Source organism: Janthinobacterium kumbetense (assembly GCF_023703445.1).
GTDB classification, from domain to species: domain Bacteria; phylum Pseudomonadota; class Gammaproteobacteria; order Burkholderiales; family Burkholderiaceae_D; genus Janthinobacterium; species Janthinobacterium kumbetense.
Map to the genome: position 1 here is coordinate 623,865 of NZ_JAMQGR010000002.1, position 25,563 is coordinate 649,427.

Here is a 25,563-nt window from a genome sequence, read left to right on the forward strand (position 1 = left end):
TCATCGCGACTGGCGGTGCCTGCACGCGCAGGCTTCACGTCCGTACGCGGACGACAGAATTTGGAATCACGCTACCATGATCGCATTCGATTTTGCGCAACTACGCCTTATCGGGCTGCAGCAGGCCATCGCCGGCGCAGCCACCCAACTCGACTTATCTTCCCCTGCCGCACAACTGCTGCGCGTGAGCGCCGTCCACCGCGACAGCCTTCTCGTGCACGACGGCACCCGGGAACACCCGGCGCAGGTCCTGCCGCGCCTGTTGCACGAGCTGCTGGCGCAAGACACCGTCCTCACCGTCGGCGACTGGGTCGCCGCCGAACACGATGGTCACGGCGCGCTGTGGATAACGGCACACTTATCCCCAGTCACGCAAATCGCCCGGCGCGGCAACGACGGCCGGCGGCAAGTGCTCGCCAGCAATGTCGATACGGCCCTGCTGGTAATGGGACTGGACGGGGATTTCAACCCACGTCGGCTGGAACGCTATCTGGCCATCGTGCTGGCGGCCCAGGTCAGCCCCGTGGTGGTGCTGAGCAAGGCCGACGTGGCCGACGACGTGCCAGGCAAGCTGGCGCAGCTCAAACAGCGCCTGCCATCCCACGTGCCCCTGTTTGCCATCGATACGCGCCATGCGTATGACGTGGCCATCCTGGAGCCCTGGCTAGGTACTGGCCAGACCTTGGTGCTGCTCGGTTCATCGGGCGCCGGCAAGTCCAGCCTGACCAATACCCTGTCTGCGGCGCAACAGGCAACCAACGGCGTGCGCCATGGCGATGGGCGCGGACGGCATACGACGACGGCGCGCTCGCTGCACCTGTGCGCCAGCGGCGCCTGCATCATCGATACGCCGGGCTTGCGCAGCTGGCAGGCCGACGCCGATGCGCAGACCCTGGCGGCCACCTTCGACGACATCGCGGCGCTGGCGGCGACGTGCCAGTTCCGCGACTGCCAGCACGCCAGCGAACCAGGCTGCCAGGTGCGCGGCGCCGTCGATGCGGATCGGCTGCGCAATTATCACAAGCTGCTGCGCGACGCCCGGCGCGGCGAGGAGACGCCGCTCAAGCGCATCGCCGCGCGCGCCAAGTGGAAGACGATATTGAAGGCGGGGCAGGAAAGGAGCAGGCAGAAGCGCCAGGAATAGCCGTCAAAGCATAAAAAAAGGCAGCCCGAAGGCTGCCTTTCTTGTTGCTGGCTCGCTGATTACAGCTTGCGCAGCTTCTGGATCGCTGCCAGCTGCGCAATCGCGCTGGCCAGCTCGGCTTGCGCTTGCGCGTAGTCGATGCCCGAATCCTTGTTGTGGATATTTTCTTCCGCCAACTTCTTCGCTTCCAGCGCTTTCGCTTCGTCGAGGTCGTGACCGCGGATCGCGGTATCGGCCAGGACGGTCACGGTATCCGGTTGCACTTCCAGCAGGCCGCCGGCAACGAAGACGAACTCTTCTTCAGCCTGGCCGACTACCTTGATGCGGACCGCGCCCGGACGGATGCGGGTAATCAAAGGCGTGTGGCGTGGGTAGATACCCAGCTCGCCCTGTTCACCCGGCAACGCGACGAATTCTGCTTCGCCTGAAAAAATCAGTTCTTCAGCGGAAACCACGTCAACGTGAATTGTGTGTGCCATGTGTGTCCTATCGGGTTGAAGAACCCCGCCGTGTAACGGGCGGGGTTAGGCCCAGACTTAACTTAGTTAAGTTTCTTGGCTTTTTCGATTGCTTCTTCGATCGTGCCGACCATGTAGAACGCTTGTTCCGGCAGGTGATCGAGTTCGCCCGAAGCGATCATTTTGAAGCCCTTGATCGTGTCTTTGAGCGAAACGTATTTACCAGGCGCGCCGGTAAAGACTTCAGCGACGTGGAAAGGCTGCGACAGGAAACGCTGCATCTTACGTGCGCGGGCGACCAGCAGTTTGTCTTCCGGTGCCAGCTCGTCCATACCCAGAATCGCGATAATGTCGCGCAATTCCTTGTAGCGTTGCAGGGTCGTTTGCACGGCACGCGCGGTGTCATAGTGCTCTTGACCAACGATCAACGGATCCAGCTGACGCGAGGTCGAATCCAGTGGGTCCACGGCTGGGTAGATACCCAGGGAAGCGATGTCACGCGACAGCGCAACGGTCGAATCCAAGTGAGCAAACGTGGTAGCAGGCGACGGATCGGTGTAATCATCGGCTGGAACGTAGACGGCCTGGATCGAGGTGATCGAACCGGTCTTGGTCGACGTGATACGCTCTTGCAGACGGCCCATTTCTTCCGCCAGGGTCGGTTGGTAACCCACAGCCGACGGCATACGGCCCAGCAGTGCCGATACTTCGGTACCGGCCAGCGTGAAGCGGTAGATGTTGTCGACGAAGAACAGAACGTCCTTGCCTTCATCACGGAACGATTCAGCGATCGTCAGGCCGGTCAGCGCGACGCGCAGACGGTTACCTGGCGGTTCATTCATCTGACCGTAGACCATCGCCACTTTGGAGTTCTCTGGGTTTTCCAGATCGACCACTTTCGCGTCAGCCATCTCGTGGTAGAAGTCGTTACCTTCACGGGTACGCTCACCAACGCCGGCAAACACGGACACGCCGCTGTGCGCCTTGGCGATGTTGTTAATCAGTTCCATCATGTTCACGGTCTTGCCTACGCCAGCGCCGCCGAACAGACCAACTTTACCGCCTTTTGCAAACGGGCAAACCAGATCGATCACCTTGATGCCGGTTTCCAGCAGTTCTTGCGATGGCGACAGTTCGTCGTATGCAGGAGCGGTGCGGTGGATCGACGCGATCTGCTCGTGCGACACAGGGCCGCATTCGTCGATCGGGTTGCCCAGCACGTCCATGATGCGACCCAGGGTTGCTTTACCGACTGGTACCATGATTGGTTTGCCGGTGTTCTGGATCATCATGCCGCGACGCAGGCCATCGGACGAGCCGAGTGCAATGGTACGGACAATGCCGTCGCCCAACTGCTGTTGTACTTCCAGGGTCAGTTCCGAGCCTGCCATCTTCAAGGCATCAAATACCTTAGGCATCGCGTTGCGGGGAAACTCAACGTCCACCACAGCGCCGATACACTGAACGATTTTGCCATCAGCCATGTTCGTTCCTTCAATATAGTTAAATTCGTTTAAACCGCAGCCGCACCGGCGACGATTTCGGAGAGTTCTTTGGTAATCGCAGCTTGACGGGTCTTGTTGTAGATCAGCTTCAATTCGCCGATCACACTACCCGCGTTGTCGCTTGCAGCTTTCATCGCGACCATCCGTGCCGATTGCTCGGACGCCAGATTCTCCGCGACTGCCTGGTACACCAGCGCTTCTACATAGCGCTCCAGCAATTCGTCGATCACGCTTTGCGCGTCCGGCTCGTAGATGTAATCCCACGAGTGGGCGCCCTTGTCGGCGACCATCTTGTCGGCCGTCAGGGGCAGCAATTGCTCCACGACTGGTTCCTGTTTCATCGTGTTGATGAATTTGGTGTAGCACAGGTACACTGCATCGATCTTGCCTGCCTGGAACTCTTCGAGCATGACCTTGACGGGTCCGATCAGTTTGTCCAGGTGGGGCGTATCACCGGTTTGAATGGCGTGCGCAATGATCTTGACGCCGATGCGATTCAAAAAACCCAAACCCTTGTTACCGATGGCAACTGCTTCAACCCGGTTGCCAGCTGCTTCCAGCTCGCGCGACTTCGACGTCACCTGGCGCAGGATGTTGGTGTTCATGCCGCCGCACAGACCCTTGTCGGTCGTGACAACGATGAAACCCACTGCCTTCGCTTGCGTACCCTGGGCAGCTGCCAGGAACGGGTGCGTGTATTCCGGATTGGCGGTCGCCAGATTGGCGGCGATATTCCGAATCTTGTCACTGTAGGGACGGGCGGCCCGCATCCGGTCTTGCGCCTTGCGCATTTTGGACGCGGCGACCATTTCCATCGCCTTGGTGATCTTCTTCGTATTCTCTACGCTCTTGATCTTGCCTCGTATCTCTTTGCTTGATGCCATGAGTCCTTACTCCTTCTGCGCGTAGGGCGGCGCCTCACTCAAAGGTGGGCGCCGCCTGGCCGCTTAATATGCGCCGGATTTCTTGAAATCAGCAATGGCCGCCGACAGAGTTGCTTCGCTGTCTTTGTCGAGTTGCTTGGTTTCTTCGATCTTGGCCAGCAGAGCAGCTTGCTTGGTCTTCATGTAAGCGTGGACACCAGCTTCGAACGACAGCACTTGCTTGACTGGCACGTCGTCCATAAAGCCTTTGTTCACCGAGAACAGCGATACGGCCATCAGCGAGATCGACAGTGGCGAGTATTGGGCTTGCTTCAGCAATTCCGTTACGCGCGCACCGCGGTCCAGCTGCTTGCGGGTCGATTCATCCAGGTCCGAAGCGAACTGCGCAAACGCGGCCAGTTCACGGTACTGCGCCAAGTCGGTACGGATACCGCCGGACAGGTTTTTGATGACCTTGGTCTGGGCGGCGCCACCGACGCGCGATACGGAAATACCGGCGTTAATTGCAGGACGGATACCGGCGTTGAACAGCGAGGTTTCCAGGAAGATCTGACCGTCGGTAATCGAAATCACGTTGGTTGGAACGAATGCGGACACGTCGCCAGCTTGCGTTTCAATGATCGGCAATGCCGTCAGGGAACCGGTCTTGCCTTTGACGGCGCCGTCGGTGAACTTCTCGACGTAGTCGGCGTTCACGCGTGCTGCGCGTTCCAGCAGGCGGCTGTGCAGGTAGAACACGTCGCCTGGGTACGCTTCGCGACCTGGTGGACGGCGCAGCAGCAGCGAGATTTGACGGTATGCAACAGCTTGTTTGGACAGATCATCGTAGACGATCAGTGCATCTTCACCGCGGTCACGGAAGTATTCGCCCATGGCGCAACCGGAGTACGGCGAGATGTATTGCATGGCGGCCGATTCCGAAGCGGAAGCGGCGACAACGATGGTGTATTCCATCGCGCCGTGCTGTTCCAGCGAGCGCACGATGTTCTTGATCGACGAGGCTTTTTGGCCAATCGCGACGTAGATACACTTCATGCCCTGGCCTTTTTGATTGATGATCGCATCAATCGCCACAGCCGACTTGCCGGTTTGACGGTCGCCGATGATCAGTTCGCGCTGGCCGCGGCCAACTGGAACCATCGCATCGATCGACTTCAGGCCGGTTTGCATTGGTTGCGAAACGGATTCACGGGCGATCACGCCCGGGGCGATTTTTTCAATCGCGGCCGTCAGTTTGGTCTCGATGGCGCCTTTGCCGTCGATCGGCTGGCCCAGCGCGTTGACAACGCGGCCGAGCAGCTCAGGACCGACTGGCACTTCCAGAATGCGGCCGGTGCATTTCACCGTGTCGCCTTCGGAGATGTGCTCGTAGGCACCCAGAATCACGGAACCGACGGAGTCGCGTTCCAGATTCATGGCCAGGCCAAACGTGTTGCCTGGGAATTCCAGCATCTCGCCTTGCATCACGTCCGACAAACCGTGGATGCGGCAGATACCGTCGGCGACGGAAATAACCGTGCCTTGATTACGCACTTCAGCGCCGCCGTCAAGACCTTGGATCCGGCTCTTGATCAACTCGCTGATTTCAGATGGGTTGAGTTGCATACTAACTCCTAAAAGTGTTTCTCTCAGCTTGCGCGAGGGGTAAGGGTCTGTCTAAGCTGGCCTGCCGAAGCGCGTGTCTTACGACACCAGTGCAGCGTGCAGTTGCTGCAGCTTGGCGCGCACCGAGGTGTCGAGCACTTGGTCGCCAACAACCACGCGCACGCCGCCGAGCAGCGATGGATCCACTGTGACGGCAGGGTTGAGCTTACGACTGAATTTCTTTTCCAGCGTTGCGACCAGCTCGGCCGTTTGGCCTTCGCTCAGATCGAAAGCGCTCGTGATCTCGGCGTCAGCCGCACCTTCCAGGCCATTTTTCAAGGCATGGAATTGCGCGCCGATTTCCGGCAGCAGGCTGATGCGGCCATTTTCGATCAACATCGTGACGAAGTTTTTCACTTCCTCATTGAGCGGCGATTTCAACAACGACAGGATGGTGGCGGCGACGTCGCTTTCCGAAACTTTCGGATTGCGCGCGTACGCCTGTACCTCGGGGTGGCTACCGATCTGTGCCAGTTCGGACACCAGTTCGGACCACGCCGCGAGGTTGCTTGACTCCTTACCAGCTTGGGCTACGCGGAACAAAGCTTCCGCGTAGGGACGGGCGACGGTTGCGAGTTCTGCCATGATTACAGCTCGACAGCAAGACGCTGCAACATTTCGGCGTGAGCCGTAGCGTTTACTTCACGCTTCAAGATCTGCTCGGCACCCTTGACAGCCAGGTCAGCCACCTGAGCGCGCAATTGTTCGCGTGCTTTCGACAGTTGCTGTTCGGCGTCCGACTGGGCTTGCGCAATGATACGCGCAGCTTCAGCTTGTGCATTTTGCTTGATCTCTTCAGCAACCAGCTGCGCGCGCTTTTCAGCGTCCGCAACGCGTTGCGACGCTTCTTCACGTGCACTGTTCAATGCCTCTTGCGCACGCTTTTCAGCGACTGCCATCGAAGCCTGACCTTGATCGGCCGCAGCCAATCCATCCGCGATTCGTTTGGCACGCTCATCCAGCGCGTTGTTCAGCGCTGGAAATACGAACTTCATCGAGAACCAGACCAACACCGCGAAGGTGATCATCTGGCCGATGAGCGACATATTGATGTCCATACCTTTGCTCCTAACTAAAAGTTTCTCCTAGGGTTGGAGCGAATTACTGAGCAACAGCCGTCAGAGCGGACAGGAACGGGTTAGCGAACGTGTACAGCAGAGCAACACCAACGCCGATCATCGAGATAGCATCCAGCAGACCAGCGATAACGAACAGTTTGGTTTGCAGTTGTGGCATCAGTTCTGGTTGACGTGCCGAAGCTTCCAGGAATTTGCCACCCAAGATAGCGAAGCCCAGAGCGGTGCCGATTGCGGCCAGGCCGATGATGATTGCTGCTGCCAGAACGGTCATGCTTTGTACTTGTGCGATCAGAGCTTGCATAAAATTCTCCTAAATTTAAAAACGAAAGATACTAAAAAAACAAAATATAAAGTTAATGATTAATGTTTCTCAACCGCAAGGCTCAGATACACAACCGTCAACGCCATAAACACAAAAGCTTGCAAAGTTACAATCAAGATATGGAAAATTGCCCATGGACCACCCAACGCCCACTGTGCCCACCAAGGCAACAACGCGATCAAGATGAAAATCAGTTCGCCGGCATACATATTGCCGAACAGTCGCAGCGACAGGGAGATCAGTTTTGCAACCAGCTCAACCATTTGCAGCAGGAAATTGACAGGTGCCAGGGCGATCGTGCCGATCAGGCCGCTCGCATGGAACGGTGCCGTGAACAGTTCCTTGATCCAGCCGCCCAGGCCCTTGGCCTTGATCGAGAAGGCGATCACGCACAGCACGACCGACAGCGACATGGCGAAGGTGTGGTTGACGTCGGCGGTCGGCACGGCGCGCAGTTTATGCACGCCAAACCAGCTCAAAATCTTCGGCAACAGGTCAACCGGCAGGAAGTCCATCGCGTTGAGCAACCAGACCCACACAAAAATAGTGATGGCCAGCGGCGCGATGACCTTGCTTTTCGCGTGGAAGGCCCCATTAATAGTGTCATTGACGATTTCCATGACCATTTCGACGAAGTTTTGCAACTTGCCAGGGACACCAGCCGTCGCACGACGCGACGCCATATAGAAAACAGCCAGGAAAACAAAGCCCAGAATGGCCGAAATCCAGAACGTATCCAGATTGATCATGCCGTCGGCACTTCTCAGGTGGGCGAGATGGTGACTGATGTATTCTGTGGCGTTGGCCGGGGCAGCATGGCCCGCTTCAATAGCGTGTTCTGTGGTCATAATGAATTTAGATTTGTCGTTTCAGAGCTCAACAGGCCCCAAAACCAATGATTAAACAGCGAGCAATGAAAACCAGTATGCTAAGGTTGCCACCGCGAAACCCAAGATCAGCCATAACCAGGCGGCCGACTGAAACAACACCAGTGCCAATATAAACAGCACCGCTGTGATAAATATTTTCACCACTTCTGCGCGCAAATGCGCCCGGAATGCCTTGTTGGCGTCGCTAGAACCGCGAACCACCAACAGGGCATACACCAGGCTACCGATGACTGCGATAGCGCCGCCGTATGCGGCGGACCAGCCTCTGACATTGCCACCAAAAAACAGGGTGACCGTGGCAAAGCTGATAGCGATTGCTAGCTGCAATGCAACTACTTTGTAGACTGGCTTGGCAATACTTTGTTGTGAATCACTCAATTGCCAAGTTCCCAGAAAAATCTACACACGCAAAGACACGGGATTATAGTTGGCTTTGATCTATAGAGTCAAACGTTGCTGCACCGCAGCAGGGCAATTGCTGCGTGAAACTGACGCTTTACCGACTATTCGCCGCCTTTTGCACCACTATATGGCAAAGTCGCTTGTCTGGCCGCTTCCAGCCGTGTTATCAAGGAATCACGTGGTGCATCTGGAAAGCATGGCCGGATCGTCTACACCCGCATGGCCCCTGTCTTTGAGCTTGCTATTTAACCACGCAAGCGGGTCAACAAACCATCGAGCACGTCAAGATCGGCAAAATCAATCACCAATTGGCCGCGGCCCTTGTTGCCCATCTTGAACACCACGGGCGTGGCCAGCGCATCGGACAACTCTTCTTCCAGGCGCGCGATGTCGCCGGACTTTTCCTTCTGCCGCGGTTCGACCGGGTTGGCCGCTTCCTCGACCGTGCGAGTGACGAGCTTTTCCGTTTCACGCACCGACAGGCGCTTGGCCACGACCTGGTTCGCCAGGGTGATCTGGCTGGCCGCATCGACGGCCAGCAGCGCGCGCGCATGGCCCATGTCGATATCGCCAGCCATCAGCATGGTTTGCACGGGAGCAGCCAGGTTCATCAAACGCAATAGGTTCGACACGGCGCTGCGCGAGCGTCCCAGCGCAGTGGCCGCTTGCTCATGCGTAAAACTGAAGTCGGCGATCAGGCGGTGGATGCCCTGCGCCTCTTCCAGCGGATTCAAGTCTTCGCGCTGGATGTTCTCGATCAGCGCCATGGCGGCGGCGGCCAGGTCGTCCACGTCGCGCACCAGCACCGGCACTTCCGTCAGGCCAGCCAGCTGCGAGGCGCGGAAACGGCGTTCGCCGGCGATGATTTCATATTTGATAACGCCGCTCAGGGTGTCTTGCCCGATCGGCCGCACCAGGATCGGCTGCATCAGCCCCTGCGCCTTGATCGAGGCGGCCAGTTCATTCAGGGCCCCCTCGTCCATGCGCGTGCGCGGCTGGTATTTGCCGGCTTGCATTTGCGACACGGGCAAGTTCGACGGTTGATTCGTGTCCGGACCAGCAAAATCGCCGCCGCCGCCCAACAGGGCGTCGAGTCCGCGACCCAGTCCTTTTAATTTTTTCGTAGCCATGCTGTCCTAATCGTGTTTTCAGAGTAAGCGCTTACATCACAATGTGCAGGCGCTCGCCCCTTGTTTACATATGTTTGATGCGTTCGACCATCTCGGCGCCGAAGGCGATATACGCCTGGGCACCTTTCGAGCTGGGGTCGAAGGTCACGCCGGGCAAGCCGTACGATGGCGCTTCGGCCAGGCGGACATTGCGCGGGATGATGGTATTGAATACCTTGTCGCCGAAGTGCTGTTCCAGCTGCGCCGACACTTGTTGCGATAATGTCATGCGTGGATCGAACATCACGCGCAGCAAGCCGATGATCTTCAGATCCGGGTTCAGGTTGGCGTGCACCTTCTTGATGGTGTTGACCAGGTCGGACAAACCTTCCAGCGCGTAGTACTCGCACTGCATCGGGATGATCACGCCATGCGCGGCGCACAGGCCGTTCAAGGTCAGCATCGATAATGCCGGTGGGCAATCTACTAATATGAAGTCGTATTCGCCGTCCACTGCGGCCAGCGCATCCTTCAGGCGGCGTTCGCGGTTGTCCAGTTCGACCATCTCCACTTCCGCGCCGGCCAGCTCGCGGTTCGACGGCAAGACATCGAAGCGCCCCGCTTCCGAACGCTGGCGTGCCGTCTTGACATCGGATTCGCCCAGCATCACTTCATAGGTCGACGCCTTCAAGCCGGCCTTGTTGATGCCGGCGCCCATGGTCGCGTTGCCCTGCGGGTCGAGGTCGACCAGCAGCACGCGCTGGTTCAACTTGGCCAGACCGGCGGAGAGGTTGACGCTTGTTGTGGTTTTACCAACACCACCCTTTTGATTTGCTACACAAAAAATTTTGGCCATGTATCTTCTAGTTGTAAAGAGATGCAAACTTCATCGTGCGCCCCGGCATCCGGCCGAAACGATTTATATTATTTATTTCGTTTATACGATATAAATCATTTATATCGTTTATACCGTATAAACTGTTTATATGATTTATACCGTTTAATTTTCGGTTTTTAAATTCTTGCTATAAAGACCAGATGACGCTCTGCATTTAGCCCTGGCACCTGGATAGGCCGCAATTCCGTCACTTGCCAGTCTGCCGGCAGTCTCTCGCGCTCGTCTGGCGGTGCCACCCCTTTCAAGGCGATGAATTGCCCGCCCTCGGCCAGCACGTGATTCGACCAGTTGACGAAGTCGGACAGGTCTGCAAAGGCGCGCGAAGTGATCACGTCGAATTTCTGCTGCACTTCCAACTGTTCCACGCGTTTCGTGTACACGGTCACGTTGCTCAAACCCAGTTCGGCCTTCACTTGCGTCAGGAATGCCGTCTTTTTATGCACCGTGTCGATCATCGACACCTTCACATCGGGCCGCGCGATGGCCAGCACCATGCCCGGCAAGCCGCCGCCGGCGCCCACGTCGAGCACGTTTTTCGCCTGCGCGAACGCCGGCACGGCGGCCAGCGAATCGAGCACGTGCAGGGTCAGCATCTGCAGCGGATCGCGCACCGACGTCAGGTTGTACACGCTGTTCCATTTGGCCAGCAAGGCCAGGTAATCGAGCAGTTTTTCCGTCTGATCCGCGCTCAGGTCCAGCCCCAGCGCGGCGATGCCTTCATTCAAAATGGGGGCCAATGCGGCCCGGTCAAACTGCTTCATTCAACAACCTCGTCCTTTAAAGTGGTGGTCTGCGCGGCACCGAAGCCGCGCTTTTTCAGGTGAACCAGCAGCAGCGAAATCGCCGCCGGCGTCACGCCGGAAATGCGCGAAGCCTGGCCCAGGGTTTCCGGGCGCTGCTTGTCGAGTTTTTGCCGCACTTCGACGGACAGCGCGCCGATGTCCAGGTAGTTGAAACCCTCTGGCAAGGCCAGGTTTTCATAGTGTTCGTGGCGCTCGATTTCCTTGCTCTGGCGCTCGATGTAGCCCGCGTATTTGAGCTGGATTTCCACCTGCTCGCGCACGGCCGCGTCTTCCACGCCGGGGCCGGCCAGGGCCTGGCCTTCGATGCCCGTCATGCTCATCAAGGTGTCGTAGGCGACGTTCGGACGGCGCAGCAAGTCCGCCAGCGAATACTCGCGCTCGATGGCCTGGCCGACGATGCGTTCCGATTCGGCGGCCGCCAGGATGCGCGGGTTGACCCACGTGGAACGCAGGCGCTCGAGCTCGCGCGCCACCGCTTCGCGCTTCGTTTCAAACGCTTGCCACTGGGCGTCGCCCACGCAGCCCAGAGCGCGGCCGATTTCCGTCAAGCGCATGTCGGCATTGTCTTCGCGCAGGCTCAAACGGTACTCGGCGCGGCTGGTGAACATGCGGTACGGTTCCTGCACGCCCTGCGTGATCAGATCGTCGACCAGCACGCCCAGATAGGCCTCGGAGCGGCCCGGTACCCAGGCTTCCTTATCCTGCGTCAGCAAGGCCGCATTCAGGCCCGCCAGCATGCCTTGCGCGGCCGCTTCCTCGTAGCCCGTGGTACCGTTGATCTGGCCGGCGAAGAACAGGCCGGCGACGGCCTTCGTTTCCAGCGAGGCCTTCAAGCCGCGCGGGTCGAAGTAATCGTATTCGATGGCATAGCCGGGACGCAGGATGTGCGCGTTTTCCATGCCCTTCATCGATTGCACCAGAGCGATCTGCACGTCGAACGGCAAGCTCGTGGAGATGCCGTTCGGATAGAACTCATGCGTCGTCAAGCCTTCCGGCTCGAGGAAAATCTGGTGCGATTCCTTGCCCGAGAAACGGTGGATCTTGTCTTCGATCGAGGGGCAATAGCGGGGCCCCACGCCTTCGATCACGCCCGTATACATGGGGCTGCGGTCCAGGCCGGCGCGGATGATGTCGTGCGTCTGGCTATTCGTATGCGTGACCCAGCACGGCACCTGGCGCGGGTGCATGGCCGTATTGCCCATCACGGAAAACACGGGCACCGGGTCGAGGTCGCCCGGCTGCTCTTGCATCACGGAAAAGTCGATCGTGCGGCCATCGATGCGCGGCGGCGTGCCCGTTTTCAGGCGCCCCTGCGGCAGTTTCAGCTCTTTCAGGCGGGCCGACAAGGAGATGGCGGGCGGGTCGCCGGCACGGCCGGCCGAATAGTTATTCAAGCCCACGTGGATCTTGCCGTCGAGGAAGGTTCCGGCCGTCAACACGACGGCGCGCGCGAGAAACTTCAAGCCGATCTGCGTCACGGCGCCGACGACCCGGTCGCCTTCGACGATCAGATCATCGACGGCTTGCTGGAACAGCCACAGGTTAGTCTGGTTTTCCAGGCGCGTACGGATGGCGGCCTTGTACAAAATACGGTCGGCCTGGGCGCGCGTGGCGCGGACTGCCGGGCCTTTCGAGGAATTCAGGATGCGGAACTGGATGCCGGACTCGTCGGTGGCGATCGCCATCGCGCCGCCCATGGCATCGACTTCCTTGACCAGGTGGCCCTTGCCGATGCCACCGATGGAAGGGTTGCACGACATCTGGCCCAGTGTCTCAATATTATGCGTGAGCAATAGCGTCTTCTGCCCCATGCGGGCGGAAGCGAGGGCCGCCTCGGTACCGGCGTGACCACCACCGACAACGATGACGTCGAATTCTGTAGGAAATAACATGATAAATAGGTAACAGTGCAAGTAAAAATGCGGGATGAGAGCTCCGATTATAGAGTCTTTTTGCAAGCGCAACCTTGCGCAGCGCATTTTTTGCTTAATTTTTACTCAGCAGGGGCAAGCCAACGGCGATTTCTGTTTCACGTGGAACACGCAGCGTGACCAGGCAGGGGGCTGCGGTGGCGTGAAATGTTTGCTACAATTGCCGCATCGTCCGCCAACGTGACCACGCCAGTGGCCAGCGGGACGAGCATCCAGGAGGACGGCCTCCCCCATCATGGGAACACACCGGGACGGCCCGCTCTGTATAAGGAGCCGCCATGGCCTGGATACTGTTACTCATTGCCGGCTTGTTTGAAGTCGTGTGGGCATACTCGATGAAACTCTCCGAGGGTTTCACCAAACTCACTCCCTCCGTTGTTACCATCGTCATGATGATCGCCAGCTTCGGCTTGCTGTCGCTGGCCATGCGCACCCTGCCCCTGGGCACGGCCTACACCATCTGGACGGGCATCGGCGCCGTCGGCGCCTTCATCGTCGGCATCGTCTTTCTGGGCGAGCAAGTCAACACCATGCGCGTATGCGCTGCCGTCCTCATCGTGTGCGGCATCGTGCTGATGAAACTGTCGTCCAGCCACTGAGAGGAATCCCCATGCTCCTCGAAAACTATTTTCCCGTCCTCCTGTTCATTCTGATCGGCATCCTGGTCGGCATCGTGCCCATGCTGCTGGGCCGCACGCTGGGTCCGCACAAGCCGGACCCGCAAAAACTGTCGCCGTACGAATGCGGCTTCGAAGCGTTCGGCGACGCGCGCATGAAGTTCGACATCCGCTTCTACCTGGTGGCCATCCTGTTCATCCTGTTCGATATCGAGGTGATCTTCCTGATGCCGTGGGCGGCCAACGTCAATGAACTGGGCTTGCATGGCTTCTGGGCCGTCATGGGTTTCCTGGGCGTACTGACCATCGGCCTGGCCTATGAATGGAAACGCGGCGCGCTGGAGTGGGAATGAGCAAGCTGCTGTTGCTCAACCTGCTGATGGGTGCCGGACTGGCCTATGCGGCCGTGCGCGAGTATCGGCAAGATGCGCGCACGTTCCGCGTGCTGGCGGCCGTTTCCAGCCTGTCGCTGCTCGTGAGCCTGGGGTTGGCCAGTCAGCTGCAAGACTAAACGGTTCCACGTGAAACATGCGCGGCGCGGGAAAGCGGAGTAAGCTTGGCGTCTGTCCTTGCCGCCAGGAGTCTGCATGCCCGCCTTCCAGTTCCGCACCGTGCCGCACCTGATCGTTGAACCGGGCGCCGCCGCCCAGCTGGGCGCGCATATCGCCCACCACTTCCCCACCGTCCGCCGCGCCCTGCTCGTCACCGATGCAGGGTTTCTGCGGACGGGACTGGCCGATGCCCCTCTGCACAGCTTGCGGACGGCGGGCATCGACACCCATGTTTTTTCCGACGTGCAAGCCGATCCGCCCGAAGCCATCGTGCTGGCAGGCGTGGCCCAGGCCCGGATGTTTCACGTGGAACTGATTATCGGCCTCGGTGGCGGCAGCTCGCTGGACGTGGCCAAGCTGATCGCCGTGCTGGTCCCCGGCCACCAGGAACTGGCCCAACTGTACGGCATCGGCAATGTCCACGGCCAGCGCCTGCCCCTGGTGCAATTGCCGACCACGGCGGGCACGGGCTCGGAAGTGACGCACATCGCCATCGTCACCACGGGCGCCACCAGCAAGATGGGCGTGGTGGCGCCGCAACTGTATGCGGACCTGGCCATCCTCGACGCCAGCCTGACCCTGGGCTTGCCGCCCGCCGTGACGGCCGCCACCGGCATTGACGCCATGGTGCATGCGATCGAAGCGTACACCAGCCGCCTGCTGAAAAATCCCTTGTCCGACATGCTGGCCAGCCAGGCACTGTCGCTGCTGTCCGCCAATCTGCTCACGGCCTGCCGCGATGGCAGCCACTTGCCGGCGCGCCAAGCCATGCTGCTGGGCGCCATGCTGGCCGGCCAGGCGTTTGCCAACGCCCCCGTGGCCGCCGTGCACGCGCTCGCCTATCCCATCGGAGGACTGTTCCACGTGCCACATGGCTTGTCGAATGCGCTGGTGCTGCCGCACGTGCTGCGCTTTAATCTGTCCCACGCGGCGCCCCTGTACGCGCAACTGGCAGCCATCGTGCAGCCCGGCATTACGGGCAGCGACGAGGCGCGGGCGAACGCCCTGATCGACGCCATGCAGGCAATTGCCTCGGCCACGGGCATCGCCCGCACCCTGCGCGAGGTGGGCATCGCGGCCAGCGACCTGGACCGGCTGGCCGATGAAGCCATGCTGCAGACGCGCTTGCTGGGCAACAATCCCCGTCCCGTTACGCGCAGCGATGCGCGCGCCATCTATGCGGCCGCGCTGTAAGGCCATACGCTGTCAAGACATAAAAAAGCCACGCATGGCGCGTGGCTAGCCTTGCGACCACAAGCAGCCGCTAGTTGGGAATATCCACCACCGTGCCCGTCACGCTGATGACATTACCGGCCGCCGGCGTTGCCGCAATGGCCGGCACGTTGACATTCGTGATCAGGGTCGACGCATCGGCGCGCGTCACCGTGCGCACCACCTGCGATGGCGGCAAGGCTTGCTTGGCGTTCAAGTGCGCATACATGGCGTCCAGCGCGCGGTTCAGGTACACGTGCAGCGGTACGATCAGGGTCGGCAAGGCGCTGCTGAAGGAATCGAAGTGGTTCGCGTTGGTCACCTCGATATAGCGCAGGCGGCTATTCGTCCCTTCCACCGCTGCGTTCAGCCCCAGATAGGCGCGCGAGGCGTGATTGACGGGAATCAAGGTGTCGCTGCGGCCATGCACGATGAGGGCCGGCTTACCATTGAGTTTGCCCGTCGCCTGCACCTCGGCCATGCCTGCCCGCACGCGCACGCTTTGCGCGGCCAGCGTACCCTGCAAGTTGGCGTTGCTGACGGCATCGCGTCCCGTCGCCAGGCTGCGCAGGCACAGGAAGCCGTCGAGCGACTGGTCCGCCAGGCTGCTCGATGGCGAGACGCCGGCCGTGTACACCCTGGCGCCGCCCACGCTGTTCTCGTACACGACATTGCCCACGATGCCGCTCTGCGCGGCAAAGCTGACAGCCTTTTGCGCCGAAGTGAACGCGATCGGATTGCCGCTGAGATCCGTCTGCGCAAACGTGAAACCGCACACTTTATCGGTCACGGAGAATTTGCCGTAGGCATACGCATACGTGACGGCCACGAGGATATTCGTGCCCGCGTGCGCCGCCTGCAGCGGATCGGAGTCAAGCAGCCAGCCATACGCGCGCAAGCGCTGTTTCGCGTCCGCCTGCTGCGCCGCCAGGTCGGCGCCGTTCAGCAAGCCCTTGGTCACCAGCGCCGTGCAGCGTCCCGCATTGCCTGCCACGGAAGCGATGCACGGCTGATACAGGGCGGCATAGGTGGCGTAGTCGAACAGCGCGCGGCCGGGATTGGCCACCACCGCCCCGCCCTGGCGCACGCTGTAGGCAGTCGATGGCGCCGGCTGGACTTGCGGCTCGCTGGCCGCCACGCCGCCGATCAAGCCCTTGCTATCCTGTTCCGCCGCCAGCAAGGCCGAGCCGGCGCCGTTGGAAATGCTGGACGCAATCGTGATCGTGTTCTTCGGCGTCAGCCGCACGACGCGCGAACTGCCGTCGCGGGCCAGCACGCCATAGCGTTCGTTCAACACGTAATACGCCATCTCGATGGCCTGCAAGGTGACCTTGCCCCAATCCTTCTCGGGATTCTGCTGCGAATGCGCGTGCTTGAAGGCGATGCGGTTCGGGTTGGCGCCAGCCCAGGCCAGCCGGTCGGCATCGCTCAAGTCGGGCGCGAAGAGCGCGTTCTTGCCGGCGGCCACCCTGCCCGCGCGCACGCCGTTCTGCAGGTTGACGCTGTCATCTTCAAACACATACAGGCCCGTGCCGGAGCCCTTGTCGGCATACGCCACGGCGCAGCCCTTTTTCAGCCCCCATTCGCCCGAGCTGCCGATGGCGCCGTAAATGCCGCGCGAGCCGCTGGACGTGCCCGTGACGATGCAGGCATGGTCCGGGTCGAAGCTGGCCGGCACCTGCACCATCAAGGTGACATTCTTCTTGCCCGTGCCATCGTCGGCATACGCGATGTATTCGCTGCCGGCGATCAAGCCCTCGCCCGTGCCCACGTTCCCGGACGCATCCACGTTCGGTCCGTACAAGGTGCCGTAGCCGCTGTTGGCGGCAATGTCGAGCACGGCGCGGTAATTGGCGTAGATCGCATTGCGGCGCAATTCGACCGGTGTCGGCTGTTCCATATTCGCGTATGCGGGAGTCGCTCCCGCCAGCCCCGTCTTGCCCAGGCCGGCCGTCAGCAAATCATTCGTCTTGCCGTCGTAGTCGGTCCGCGTGATGGTGCCCAGGTAGCCGGGTATCTGGTTCCGTTCTTCCGGTGCATGATTGCTGCCGCAGGCTGCCAACGCCAGCAGGGTGCACAGGCTGCTCCCCGCGCGCGTGATCGTCGTTTGCATGGTGGTTCTCTCCGTTAAGGTAACAGTGGACGCACAATGAAAAACGCCGGACGATCCGTCCGGCGTTGCTTGAAAATCAGACAGCGGCTTTGGCTGGCCTGCCGCCGAAGCGCGCGATGGCTTCGCCGACGATGCCGCGCCGGAACATCAGCACGCAGATGACAAAGATCACGCCGGTCACCATGCCCACCGATTCGCCCAGGGTGCCGAACCACTCGATGCCCGTGTGCGTGGCCAGGTAGGTGCCGACATCGCCCAGCTTGTTTTCCAGCGCGATGATCAACACGGCGCCGAGGATGGGGCCGGACAAGGTGCCCATGCCGCCCACCAGTGTCATCAGCACGACCAGGCCCGACATGCCCCAGTACACGTCGGTGAGGGTTTCAAAGCCCAGCACCAGTGTCTTGGTGGCGCCGGCCAGCGCGGCCAGCGAAGCGGACAGCACGATGGCCATCAGCTTGTACTTGTTGACGTCGTAGCCCAGCGAGATGGCGCGCGGTTCGTTTTCCTTGATCGCCTTGAGCACTTGTCCGAACGGCGAGTGGATGGTGCGCACGATCAGGGCGAAGCCGGCGACAAAAATCGCCAGCACGACGTAGTACAGGACGGTGTCATTGCCCAGGTCTATCGTGCCCAGCAAGGTTCCACGTGGAACACCCTGCAAGCCATCCTCGCCCCCCGTGAACGGCAGGCGCAAGGCCAGGAAGTACACCATCTGCGCCAGCGCCAGGGTGATCATCGTAAAGTAGATGCCCTGGCGGCGGATCGCCAGGCCGCCGATCACCAGGCCCAGCAAGGCGCCCGTGGCGACGCCGGCCAGCAATCCCAGTTCCGTTGGCCAACCCCAGGTGCGCAGCGCGTAGCCGGTGACATAGCCGGCGCCGCCGAAGAAGGCCGCATGGCCGAACGACAGCAAGCCCGTGTAGCCGATCAGCAAGTTGAAAGCGCAGGCAAACAGGGCAAAGCACAGCAACTTCATCAGGAAGACGGGATAGCCGTAAAACGGGGCCGCCAACGCCAGCAGCAAGGCAATGGCGTAGCCTACATTCTTATTCATCGTGGTAGCTCCAATACATGACTGATGAGGATTACTTTTCTTTGCCGAACAGGCCGGCGGGACGCAGCAGCAGCACGATGACCATCACCACGAACACCACGGTGGCCGAGCCTTCCGGGTAGAACACGCGGGTCAGGCCCTCGATCACGCCCAGGCCCAGGCCCGTCAGGATGGAACCCATGATGGAACCCATGCCGCCGATCACCACCACGGCAAACACGACGATGATCAGGTTCGAGCCCATCAGCGGCGAGACCTGGATGATGGGCGCCGCCAGCACGCCGGCGAAACCGGCCAGCGCCACACCGAAGCCGAACGTCAACGTCACCATCAGCGGCACGTTAATGCCGAATGCTTCCACCAGTTTCGGGTTTTCCGTGCCGGCCCGCAGGTAAGCGCCCAGCTTGGTTTTTTCGATGACGAACCAGGTCGCCAGGCAGACGGAGAGCGAGGCGATGACCACCCAGGCGCGGTAGTTCGGCAGGATCATGAAACCCAGGTCCGTCGCGCCGGCCAGCGCTTCGGGCACGGCATACGGCTGGCCCGAGACGCCGTAGAAGGAACGGAACACGCCTTCCATGATCAGGGTAATGCCGAAGGTCAGCAGCAAGCCATACAGGTGGTCGAGTTTATACAGCCAGCGCAGCATGGTCTTTTCGATCAGGATGCCGACCAGGCCGACGAGGATAGGGGCGATGACCAGCATGGCCCAGTAATTGATGTCGAAATAGCTGAGGCCCATCCAGGCCAGGAAGGCGCCCATCATGTACATGGCGCCGTGCGAGAAATTAATCACATTAAGCAAGCCGAAGATGACGGCCAGACCGAGGGACAACATGGCATAGAACGAGCCGTTGACGAGACCCAGCAGCAGCTGGCTCATCATCGCTTGTATTGGAACGCCGAAAATTTCCATGGCATCACAGTATAAAAAGCACCGCCGGGTAGCGGTGTGGTATCAAGGGAAACGCGCCACCGCAAACGGGAGCGGCGGCGCAAGGCGAACCCTGCGAACGAAGCGTGCAGGACAGAGCGCCCGCGCAGCGGCGGGCACCCTGTAGAGATTGCTACAGCGTTACTTCCACAGCGAACACTTCGACTCGGCCTTGGTCACATACGCTTGCGCGCCGGGCACGGTGGCGACCACCTTGTAGTAATCCCATGGGTACTTCGACTCGGATGGTTTCTTGACTTCCATCAAATACATATCGTGCACCATGCGGCCATCGGGACGCACTTCGCCATTCTGGGTAAACATGTCGTTGATCTTGGTCTTCTTCAGGTAAGCCATGACCTTTTCCGTGTCGTCCGTGCCCAGCGCCTTGACGGCTTTCAGGTAGTTCGCCGCGGCCGAATAGTCGGCCGCCTGCAGCATCGACGGCTCCTTCTTCATCTTGGCGAAATAGCGTTTCGACCAGGCGCGCGTCTCCGCATTCAAGTCCCAGTACCAGCCGTCCGTCAGGTACATGCCCTGCGTCAGGTTCAAGCCCAGCGAATGGATGTCATTGATGAAGATCAGCAAGCCGGCCAGCTTCATCGATTTCGTCAGGCCAAACTCGTTGGCCGCCTTGATGCTGTTGATGGCGTCGCCACCGGCATTGGCCAGACCGAGGATTTGCGGTTTTGCCGCTTGCGCCTGCAGCAGGAAGGACGAGAAATCGGAAGCGCCCAGCGGATGCTTGACGCTGCCGAGCACCTTGCCGCCGGCCGCCTTGACGACCTCGGCTGTGTCTTTTTCCAGCGAATGGCCAAACGCATAATCGGCCGTCATGAAATACCAGTTCTTGCCGCCCTGCTTGACGATGGTGCCGCCCGTGCCGCGCGCCAGCGCCACCGTGTCATACGCGTAATGCACGGTGTACGGCGTGCATTCCTCATTCGTCAGGCGCGACGAGCCGGCGCCGATGGCGATGAAAATTTTCTTCTTTTCCGCCGCCACCTTGGCCATGGCCAGGCTGGCGCCGGAATTGGTGCCGCCGATCAGCATGTCGACGCCCTGCTGGTCGAACCATTCGCGCGCCTTCGAAGCGGCGATGTCAGCCTTGTTTTGATGGTCGGCGGAAATGAATTCCACCTTTTTACCGGCCAGCACCACGCCGGCATCGGCGATCGCCATCTTGATGGCTTCCGCGCCACCGAGGCCGTCGACGTCGGAATACACGCCCGACATATCGGAAATAAAACCGATCTTGATGGTGTCGCCCGATACCTGGGCGTGCGCGGCGCTGGACAAGCCCAGGGCGCAAAGAGTGGCGGTGGCAATGGCGATAGCGTTACGTTTCATAGTGTCTCCGTTGGGATTATTGTTTGCTATTCAGTCGATTGCTGGACGATGACGAGTACAACAGACTACATGGGGACTACACGCCAAGCAGCTCGGTCAATACCGGCATCTTGGCCTCCAGTTCGGATGCAGCAAAAGTCTCGACGATCTGACCGTGCTCCATCACATAAAACCGGTCCGCCAGCGGCGCGGCAAACCGGAAATTCTGTTCCACCATGACGATGGTGTAACCCTTCGCCTTCAGGGTGGTGATCATGCGCGCCAAGCCTTGCACGATGACGGGCGCCAGGCCTTCGGAAATTTCATCGAGCAGCAGCAAACGCGCGCCCGTGCGCAGGATGCGCGCCACGGCCAGCATCTGCTGTTCCCCACCCGACAGGCGCGTGCCCTGGCTGTGGCGGCGCTCCTGCAAGTTCGGGAACATGGCGTAGATTTCCTCCACCGACATGCCCTTCTCGCCGCTGGCCAGGGTCGGCGGCAGCAACAGGTTTTCCTCCGTCGACAGCGAGGAAAAAATGCCGCGCTCTTCAGGACAATACCCGATGCCCAAGTGGGCGATTTTGTGCGTGGCCAAACCTATCGCTTCGACGCCGTTGACCTTGATCGAGCCCGTGCGCGCACCCGTCAGCCCCATGATGGCGCGCAAGGTGGTGGTGCGGCCGGCGCCGTTGCGGCCCAACAAGGTCACCACCTCGCCCTGCTCCACTTTCAGGTTCACGTCGTGCAGGATGTGCGATTCGCCATACCAGGTGTGCAGTTGTGCAATTTCCAGCGCGGGTGCGCTGCCATTCGCTCGTGTCGCCATCAATGCGCCCCTTCCAGTTCCGCGTGGGTGGTGCCCATGTACGCTTCCATCACTTGCGGATTGCGCGACACTTCGGCGTAACTGCCTTCGGCCAGCATGGCGCCGCGCTGCAAGACAGAAATCTTGTCGCAGATGCCGGAAACCACGTTCATATTGTGTTCCACCATCAAAATCGTGCGGCCAGCCGACACTTTTTTGATCAGTTCCGTCACGCGGTGCACGTCTTCATGGCCCATGCCTTGCGTCGGTTCGTCGAGCAGCATCATTTCCGGCTCCATCGCCAGGGTGGTGGCAATTTCCAGCGCCCGCTTGCGGCCGTACGGCATGTCGACCGTGATGGTGTCGGCAAACTCCGTCAGGTCGACCTCGGCCAGCAAGGCCATGGCGCGGTCGTTGAGCTGATTCAATGCCCGTTCGCTTTGCCAGAAGTGGAACGAGGTGCCGAGCTGGCGCTGCAAGCCGATGCGCACATTTTGCAGCACGGATAAATGCGGGAAGACGGCGGAAATCTGGAAGGAACGGATCACGCCCATGCGCGCGATCTGGGCCGGTTTGGCGGCCGTGATATCTTTCCCATTGAACAGGATCTGTCCGGAAGTGGGGACCAGGAATTTGGTGAGCAAGTTGAAACACGTGGTCTTGCCGGCGCCGTTCGGACCGATCAAGGCGTGGATATGGCCCCGCTCTACCTTCAGGTTCACGTCGCTCACAGCGGTGAATCCCTTGAATTCCTTGGTCAAATTTCTTGTTTCCAAGATTACGTTTGACATCGTGTCTCCTAGTTGTACTTTTTGTACTACTTAGTCATTTTTATAATACACAACTTAAATTTAACGCACAATACAGTATAACTACGGGGATTTTTCGCCGGCCCGAATGGCGCAAACTCGCACGCTTGCCCGGCTATTTCCAGGCCGCGTGTATCATTTGCGCCGCTTTTTCCGCGATCATCACGGTGGGCGAGTTCGTATTACCAGAAGTAATGTACGGCATGATCGAGGCATCGACGACGCGCAAACCGGCTACGCCGAGCACGCGCAGCTGGCTGTCGACCACGCTCAAGGGATCGCTGGCCAGGCCCATGCGGCAGGTACCGACCGGGTGAAAGATGGTGGTGCCGATCTGGCTGGCCGCCTGCGCCAGTTCTTCCTGGCTCTGGAATTGCACGCCGGGCTTGTATTCCTGTGGCGCAAACTTACTTAACGCCGGCGCGGCAGCGATGGCCCGCGTCAGGCGCAAGGCGTCGGCCGCCACGGCGCGGTCTTGCTCGGTACTCAGGTAATTGGGCACGATCTTCGGCGCCGCATAACTGTCCCCCGACGCGATATGCACGTGGCCGCGCGAGGTGGGGCGCAGATTGCACACGCTGGCCGTAAACGCGGGAAAAGAGTGCAACGGTTCGCCGAATTTATCCAGCGACAAGGGTTGCACATGGTATTGCAGGTTCGGCGTGGCTTGCTGCGGATCGGACTTGGCAAACGCTCCCAGCTGCGACGGCGCCATCGACATGGGCCCGCTCTGGAACAGCGCATATTGCAAGCCGATCTGCATTTTTCCCACGATATTGCTGGCCATCACATTCAAGGTTTTCACGCCCTGCACCTTGTAAACCATACGCAGTTGCAAGTGATCCTGCAAATTGCCACCCACGCCAGCCGCATCGAGCACCGGCACAATCCCATGCTGCTGCAGCAAGGCGGCCGGGCCGATGCCGGACAATTGCAGCAATTGCGGCGAACCGATGGCGCCCGCCGTCAGCAGGGTTTCCCGCCGGGCCGTCGCCTGCCACTGCGTGCCGCCGCCCGTAAACACGATGCCCGCGCAGCGCGGTCCCGCTTCCGTCGTTTCCAGCAACAGACGTTCCACGTGGCAACCCGTCATGATGGTCAGGTTCGGGCGGCGCGATGCCGGTTTCAAGAACGCTTTCGAGGTATTCCAGCGGATGCCGCGGCGCTGGTTGACGTCGAAATATGCGCTGCCGCTATTGTCGCCGCCATTGAAATCGCTGGTTTTCGGGATGCCGACCTGCTGCGCCGCATCGCGGAATGCATTCAGGATATCCCAGGACAGGCGCTGTTTTTCCACGCGCCACTCGCCGCCCACGCCGTGGTTTTCCGAGGCGCCGCCGTAGTAATCCTCGCTTTGTTTAAAGAGCGGCAAGACCTTGTCCCAGCGCCAGGAAGCGTCGTCCGTCAGGTCGGCCCAGTGGTCGTAATCGCCGGCCTGGCCGCGCATGTAGATCATGCCGTTGATGGAAGAGCTGCCGCCCAGCACTTTTCCGCGTGGATAGATCAGGCTGCGCCCGCCCAGGCCCGCATCCGCCTGCGTGGAATACAGCCAGTCCGTGCGGGGATTGCCGATGCAATGCAGATAGCCGACGGGGATGTGGATCCACACGTAATCGTCCTTGCCGCCCGCTTCCACGAGCAAAACGTTGGCGTCCTTGTCCCGCGTGAGCCGGTTGGCCAGCACGCAACCTGCCGTGCCGCCGCCCACGATGATGTAGTCGTATTCGCCTGCCGATTCCAATGAAGCTCCTTTCGGTATGCCATCAAGCTGTCGCGCGGCGTGTCTCCCCGCCGCGTCCCTGTACCAGAGTCTGTCTTTCTTCATGCATGCATGGCTGCTGAGCCGCCTTGAGATTACCACCAGTGCCGGGCCAGGGCGACATTAATCGTGGCCCGCGATACGGCCGAGCGTCACGGCAAGCTCAAAAACAGGGTCGCCAAGCTGTGGATAACCGTATGGATATCCACAGGTACTATATGTGCGTAAACGAAAATTTTTTTGGACGCCTTTTTTTTATCCCAAAACCATCCCCGGCAGATACAACCCTTACTCAGCGTTTATCCGTACGCCAAGCGATTGTTTACAAGGATAAATCCGGACTTATCCACAGAAGATGCCGCCGTTAACTACTATTACTATTCTTGTATACGAACTTGTTAAGGTAAACCCGACAACGCACGCTTTGCTTGTCCTTCGCCTTCGAGAACGTTGACAAGCCTCTCTTCAAAAAAACAGACGCGCCTCTTTGACTGACAAAAAAAAATCCAGCCAACAACTGAGCAACGAAAACCGGCACGGCCGGCATCACGCGCACAGCATTGCCAAACCGTTTTGCAAAATGGAAACGTCAACAGGCTTGAGCAGGCAGCGTGCCAGCAAGCGGTTCGATGTAGAAAAGAGGGGGAATTTGAGACGATTGTGGATAAGTCACTTGATATCCACAGGATGACTTGTGAGTAAACACGAAGTTATGCGCAGGCCCGCATTTTATACAATTTTGCTCCTCGCGTGATACAGCGATTATGCACGCTTTATTTTGCGCGTAAACGATTGATCCTGTTGAAAAAAAGCGACTTATCCACAGAAAAAAACGCGTTTACTATTACTACTATTTTTATATATAGATCTATTGTAAACCGACAAAAAAAGCGGAAGTCCGGGGATATTTCCAAAAAGCATGCAAAAACCGCCAAAAAAAAAGCCAACGGCGACATCGCGAGCCACTGCCAAACCGTCTTCCAGGAATCACCTGGATGCCAAGGTTCATGAAAGAACAACGCGCGTGGTTGCTCAACCAGGATTGCCAGGCAAGGATCAAGGCAAACGAAACACGTCAAACATGCCACTACAGCAAGAAAATCCGTGATTTTTGCTTGCTGCTGTGGATAAGTGCCTGCATATCCACAGGATGAGATGTGGGAAAAGTCGATCTTTGTCCACAGCCCGATTTTTATCCCAAACAAGTCCTCCGTAGATACAATGCTTGTGCGCCTACTTTTTTGTGCGCCAAGTCGATGATTTTTATACGGTATACCGACTTATCCACAAAAAAATGGCCGTTTACTA

Annotated in this window: 25 protein-coding genes; 5 read left to right on the forward strand and 20 right to left on the reverse strand. The window is 59.4% G+C overall.

Annotated elements, in window-relative coordinates; all coding sequences use genetic code 11:
• Nucleotides 1–76 precede the first annotated feature (76 nt).
• Nucleotides 77–1,144, forward strand: a complete 1,068-nt coding sequence (gene rsgA / locus NCG91_RS10240) for a ribosome small subunit-dependent GTPase A (RefSeq protein ID WP_251349582.1) — start codon at nucleotides 77–79, stop codon at nucleotides 1,142–1,144.
• A 59-nt stretch (nucleotides 1,145–1,203) separates the two neighbouring features.
• Here the strand turns inward: rsgA and NCG91_RS10245 are convergent, their stop codons facing one another.
• The 13 genes from NCG91_RS10245 to mnmG all read right to left on the reverse strand — a co-directional run bounded on the left by NCG91_RS10245 (nucleotide 1,204) and on the right by mnmG (nucleotide 13,030).
• Entirely contained in the window at nucleotides 1,204–1,623 is a 420-nt protein-coding gene (locus tag NCG91_RS10245; protein ID WP_077398374.1) for a F0F1 ATP synthase subunit epsilon, read from the reverse strand.
• Between the two features lie 62 nt (nucleotides 1,624–1,685).
• Nucleotides 1,686–3,086, reverse strand: a complete 1,401-nt coding sequence (gene atpD, locus NCG91_RS10250) for a F0F1 ATP synthase subunit beta (protein WP_034752705.1) — start codon at nucleotides 3,084–3,086, stop codon at nucleotides 1,686–1,688.
• A gap of 29 nt (nucleotides 3,087–3,115) precedes the next feature.
• Nucleotides 3,116–3,991 (reverse strand): F0F1 ATP synthase subunit gamma, encoded by an 876-nt coding sequence (gene atpG / locus NCG91_RS10255; protein WP_034783836.1) that lies wholly within the window; start codon nucleotides 3,989–3,991, stop codon nucleotides 3,116–3,118.
• Between the two features lie 63 nt (nucleotides 3,992–4,054).
• Nucleotides 4,055–5,596 carry a F0F1 ATP synthase subunit alpha gene (atpA, locus tag NCG91_RS10260; RefSeq protein WP_034752701.1) on the reverse strand — a complete coding sequence of 514 codons (1,542 nt, stop codon included), beginning with the start codon at nucleotides 5,594–5,596 and terminating at the stop codon, nucleotides 4,055–4,057.
• Nucleotides 5,597–5,674: 78 nt separating this feature from the next.
• Nucleotides 5,675–6,220, reverse strand: a complete 546-nt coding sequence (locus NCG91_RS10265) for a F0F1 ATP synthase subunit delta (protein WP_034752699.1) — start codon at nucleotides 6,218–6,220, stop codon at nucleotides 5,675–5,677.
• Between the two features lie 2 nt (nucleotides 6,221–6,222).
• Complete coding sequence (locus NCG91_RS10270) at nucleotides 6,223–6,693, reverse strand: F0F1 ATP synthase subunit B (RefSeq protein WP_034752697.1); 471 nt, start codon at nucleotides 6,691–6,693, stop codon at nucleotides 6,223–6,225.
• Nucleotides 6,694–6,736: 43 nt separating this feature from the next.
• Nucleotides 6,737–7,015: a F0F1 ATP synthase subunit C gene (gene atpE, locus NCG91_RS10275; RefSeq protein WP_034752695.1), complete on the reverse strand. Its 279-nt coding sequence runs from the start codon at nucleotides 7,013–7,015 to the stop codon at nucleotides 6,737–6,739.
• Between the two features lie 59 nt (nucleotides 7,016–7,074).
• Nucleotides 7,075–7,884 carry a F0F1 ATP synthase subunit A gene (atpB, locus tag NCG91_RS10280; RefSeq protein ID WP_046681851.1) on the reverse strand — a complete coding sequence of 270 codons (810 nt, stop codon included), beginning with the start codon at nucleotides 7,882–7,884 and terminating at the stop codon, nucleotides 7,075–7,077.
• A 51-nt stretch (nucleotides 7,885–7,935) separates the two neighbouring features.
• Nucleotides 7,936–8,304 (reverse strand): ATP synthase subunit I, encoded by a 369-nt coding sequence (locus tag NCG91_RS10285; RefSeq protein WP_035823464.1) that lies wholly within the window; start codon nucleotides 8,302–8,304, stop codon nucleotides 7,936–7,938.
• Between the two features lie 269 nt (nucleotides 8,305–8,573).
• Complete coding sequence (locus tag NCG91_RS10290; protein WP_251349583.1) at nucleotides 8,574–9,458, reverse strand: ParB/RepB/Spo0J family partition protein; 885 nt, start codon at nucleotides 9,456–9,458, stop codon at nucleotides 8,574–8,576.
• A gap of 64 nt (nucleotides 9,459–9,522) precedes the next feature.
• On the reverse strand, nucleotides 9,523–10,293 hold the full coding sequence (locus NCG91_RS10295) for a ParA family protein (RefSeq protein WP_251349584.1): 771 nt from the start codon (nucleotides 10,291–10,293) through the stop codon (nucleotides 9,523–9,525).
• Between the two features lie 158 nt (nucleotides 10,294–10,451).
• Nucleotides 10,452–11,096, reverse strand: a complete 645-nt coding sequence (gene rsmG, locus NCG91_RS10300; RefSeq protein WP_251349585.1) for a 16S rRNA (guanine(527)-N(7))-methyltransferase RsmG — start codon at nucleotides 11,094–11,096, stop codon at nucleotides 10,452–10,454.
• Complete coding sequence (mnmG, locus tag NCG91_RS10305) at nucleotides 11,093–13,030, reverse strand: tRNA uridine-5-carboxymethylaminomethyl(34) synthesis enzyme MnmG (protein ID WP_251349586.1); 1,938 nt, start codon at nucleotides 13,028–13,030, stop codon at nucleotides 11,093–11,095. Before mnmG ends, rsmG begins: the two co-directional genes overlap by 4 nt.
• Before the next feature lie 317 nt (nucleotides 13,031–13,347).
• Between mnmG and sugE the strand changes: the two genes are divergently transcribed.
• From sugE to NCG91_RS10325, 4 genes are all read left to right on the forward strand, one after another.
• Nucleotides 13,348–13,668 (forward strand): quaternary ammonium compound efflux SMR transporter SugE, encoded by a 321-nt coding sequence (gene sugE, locus NCG91_RS10310; RefSeq protein ID WP_251349590.1) that lies wholly within the window; start codon nucleotides 13,348–13,350, stop codon nucleotides 13,666–13,668.
• Nucleotides 13,669–13,679: 11 nt separating this feature from the next.
• Nucleotides 13,680–14,039, forward strand: a complete 360-nt coding sequence (locus NCG91_RS10315; protein WP_099665948.1) for an NADH-quinone oxidoreductase subunit A — start codon at nucleotides 13,680–13,682, stop codon at nucleotides 14,037–14,039.
• A complete protein-coding gene (locus NCG91_RS10320; RefSeq protein ID WP_180278653.1) occupies nucleotides 14,036–14,197 on the forward strand; it encodes a hypothetical protein in 162 nt (53 codons plus the stop codon). Before NCG91_RS10315 ends, NCG91_RS10320 begins: the two co-directional genes overlap by 4 nt.
• Nucleotides 14,198–14,273: 76 nt before the next feature.
• Nucleotides 14,274–15,431, forward strand: coding sequence for an iron-containing alcohol dehydrogenase (locus NCG91_RS10325; protein ID WP_251349592.1), 1,158 nt, complete (start codon nucleotides 14,274–14,276; stop codon nucleotides 15,429–15,431).
• A 70-nt stretch (nucleotides 15,432–15,501) separates the two neighbouring features.
• Here NCG91_RS10325 and NCG91_RS10330 read toward each other — a convergent pair whose 3' ends face one another.
• From NCG91_RS10330 to NCG91_RS10360, 7 genes are all read right to left on the reverse strand, one after another.
• Nucleotides 15,502–17,562, reverse strand: a complete 2,061-nt coding sequence (locus NCG91_RS10330) for a 3-hydroxybutyrate oligomer hydrolase family protein (protein WP_251349593.1) — start codon at nucleotides 17,560–17,562, stop codon at nucleotides 15,502–15,504.
• A 76-nt stretch (nucleotides 17,563–17,638) separates the two neighbouring features.
• Complete coding sequence (locus NCG91_RS10335; RefSeq protein WP_035823444.1) at nucleotides 17,639–18,619, reverse strand: branched-chain amino acid ABC transporter permease; 981 nt, start codon at nucleotides 18,617–18,619, stop codon at nucleotides 17,639–17,641.
• A gap of 31 nt (nucleotides 18,620–18,650) precedes the next feature.
• Nucleotides 18,651–19,535: a branched-chain amino acid ABC transporter permease gene (locus tag NCG91_RS10340; RefSeq protein ID WP_034752662.1), complete on the reverse strand. Its 885-nt coding sequence runs from the start codon at nucleotides 19,533–19,535 to the stop codon at nucleotides 18,651–18,653.
• Nucleotides 19,536–19,694: 159 nt separating this feature from the next.
• A complete protein-coding gene (locus NCG91_RS10345; protein WP_099665952.1) occupies nucleotides 19,695–20,903 on the reverse strand; it encodes an ABC transporter substrate-binding protein in 1,209 nt (402 codons plus the stop codon).
• Nucleotides 20,904–20,979: 76 nt separating this feature from the next.
• Nucleotides 20,980–21,708 carry an ABC transporter ATP-binding protein gene (locus tag NCG91_RS10350; RefSeq protein ID WP_077398364.1) on the reverse strand — a complete coding sequence of 243 codons (729 nt, stop codon included), beginning with the start codon at nucleotides 21,706–21,708 and terminating at the stop codon, nucleotides 20,980–20,982.
• On the reverse strand, nucleotides 21,708–22,478 hold the full coding sequence (locus tag NCG91_RS10355) for an ABC transporter ATP-binding protein (protein WP_251349594.1): 771 nt from the start codon (nucleotides 22,476–22,478) through the stop codon (nucleotides 21,708–21,710). The genes NCG91_RS10350 and NCG91_RS10355 overlap by 1 nt, the downstream gene beginning before the upstream one ends.
• Nucleotides 22,479–22,611: 133 nt before the next feature.
• The gene (locus tag NCG91_RS10360; protein ID WP_251349595.1) at nucleotides 22,612–24,237 is read right to left on the reverse strand and encodes a GMC family oxidoreductase; all 1,626 of its coding nucleotides are present in this window, start codon (nucleotides 24,235–24,237) and stop codon (nucleotides 22,612–22,614) included.
• Nucleotides 24,238–25,563: the final 1,326 nt, after the last annotated feature.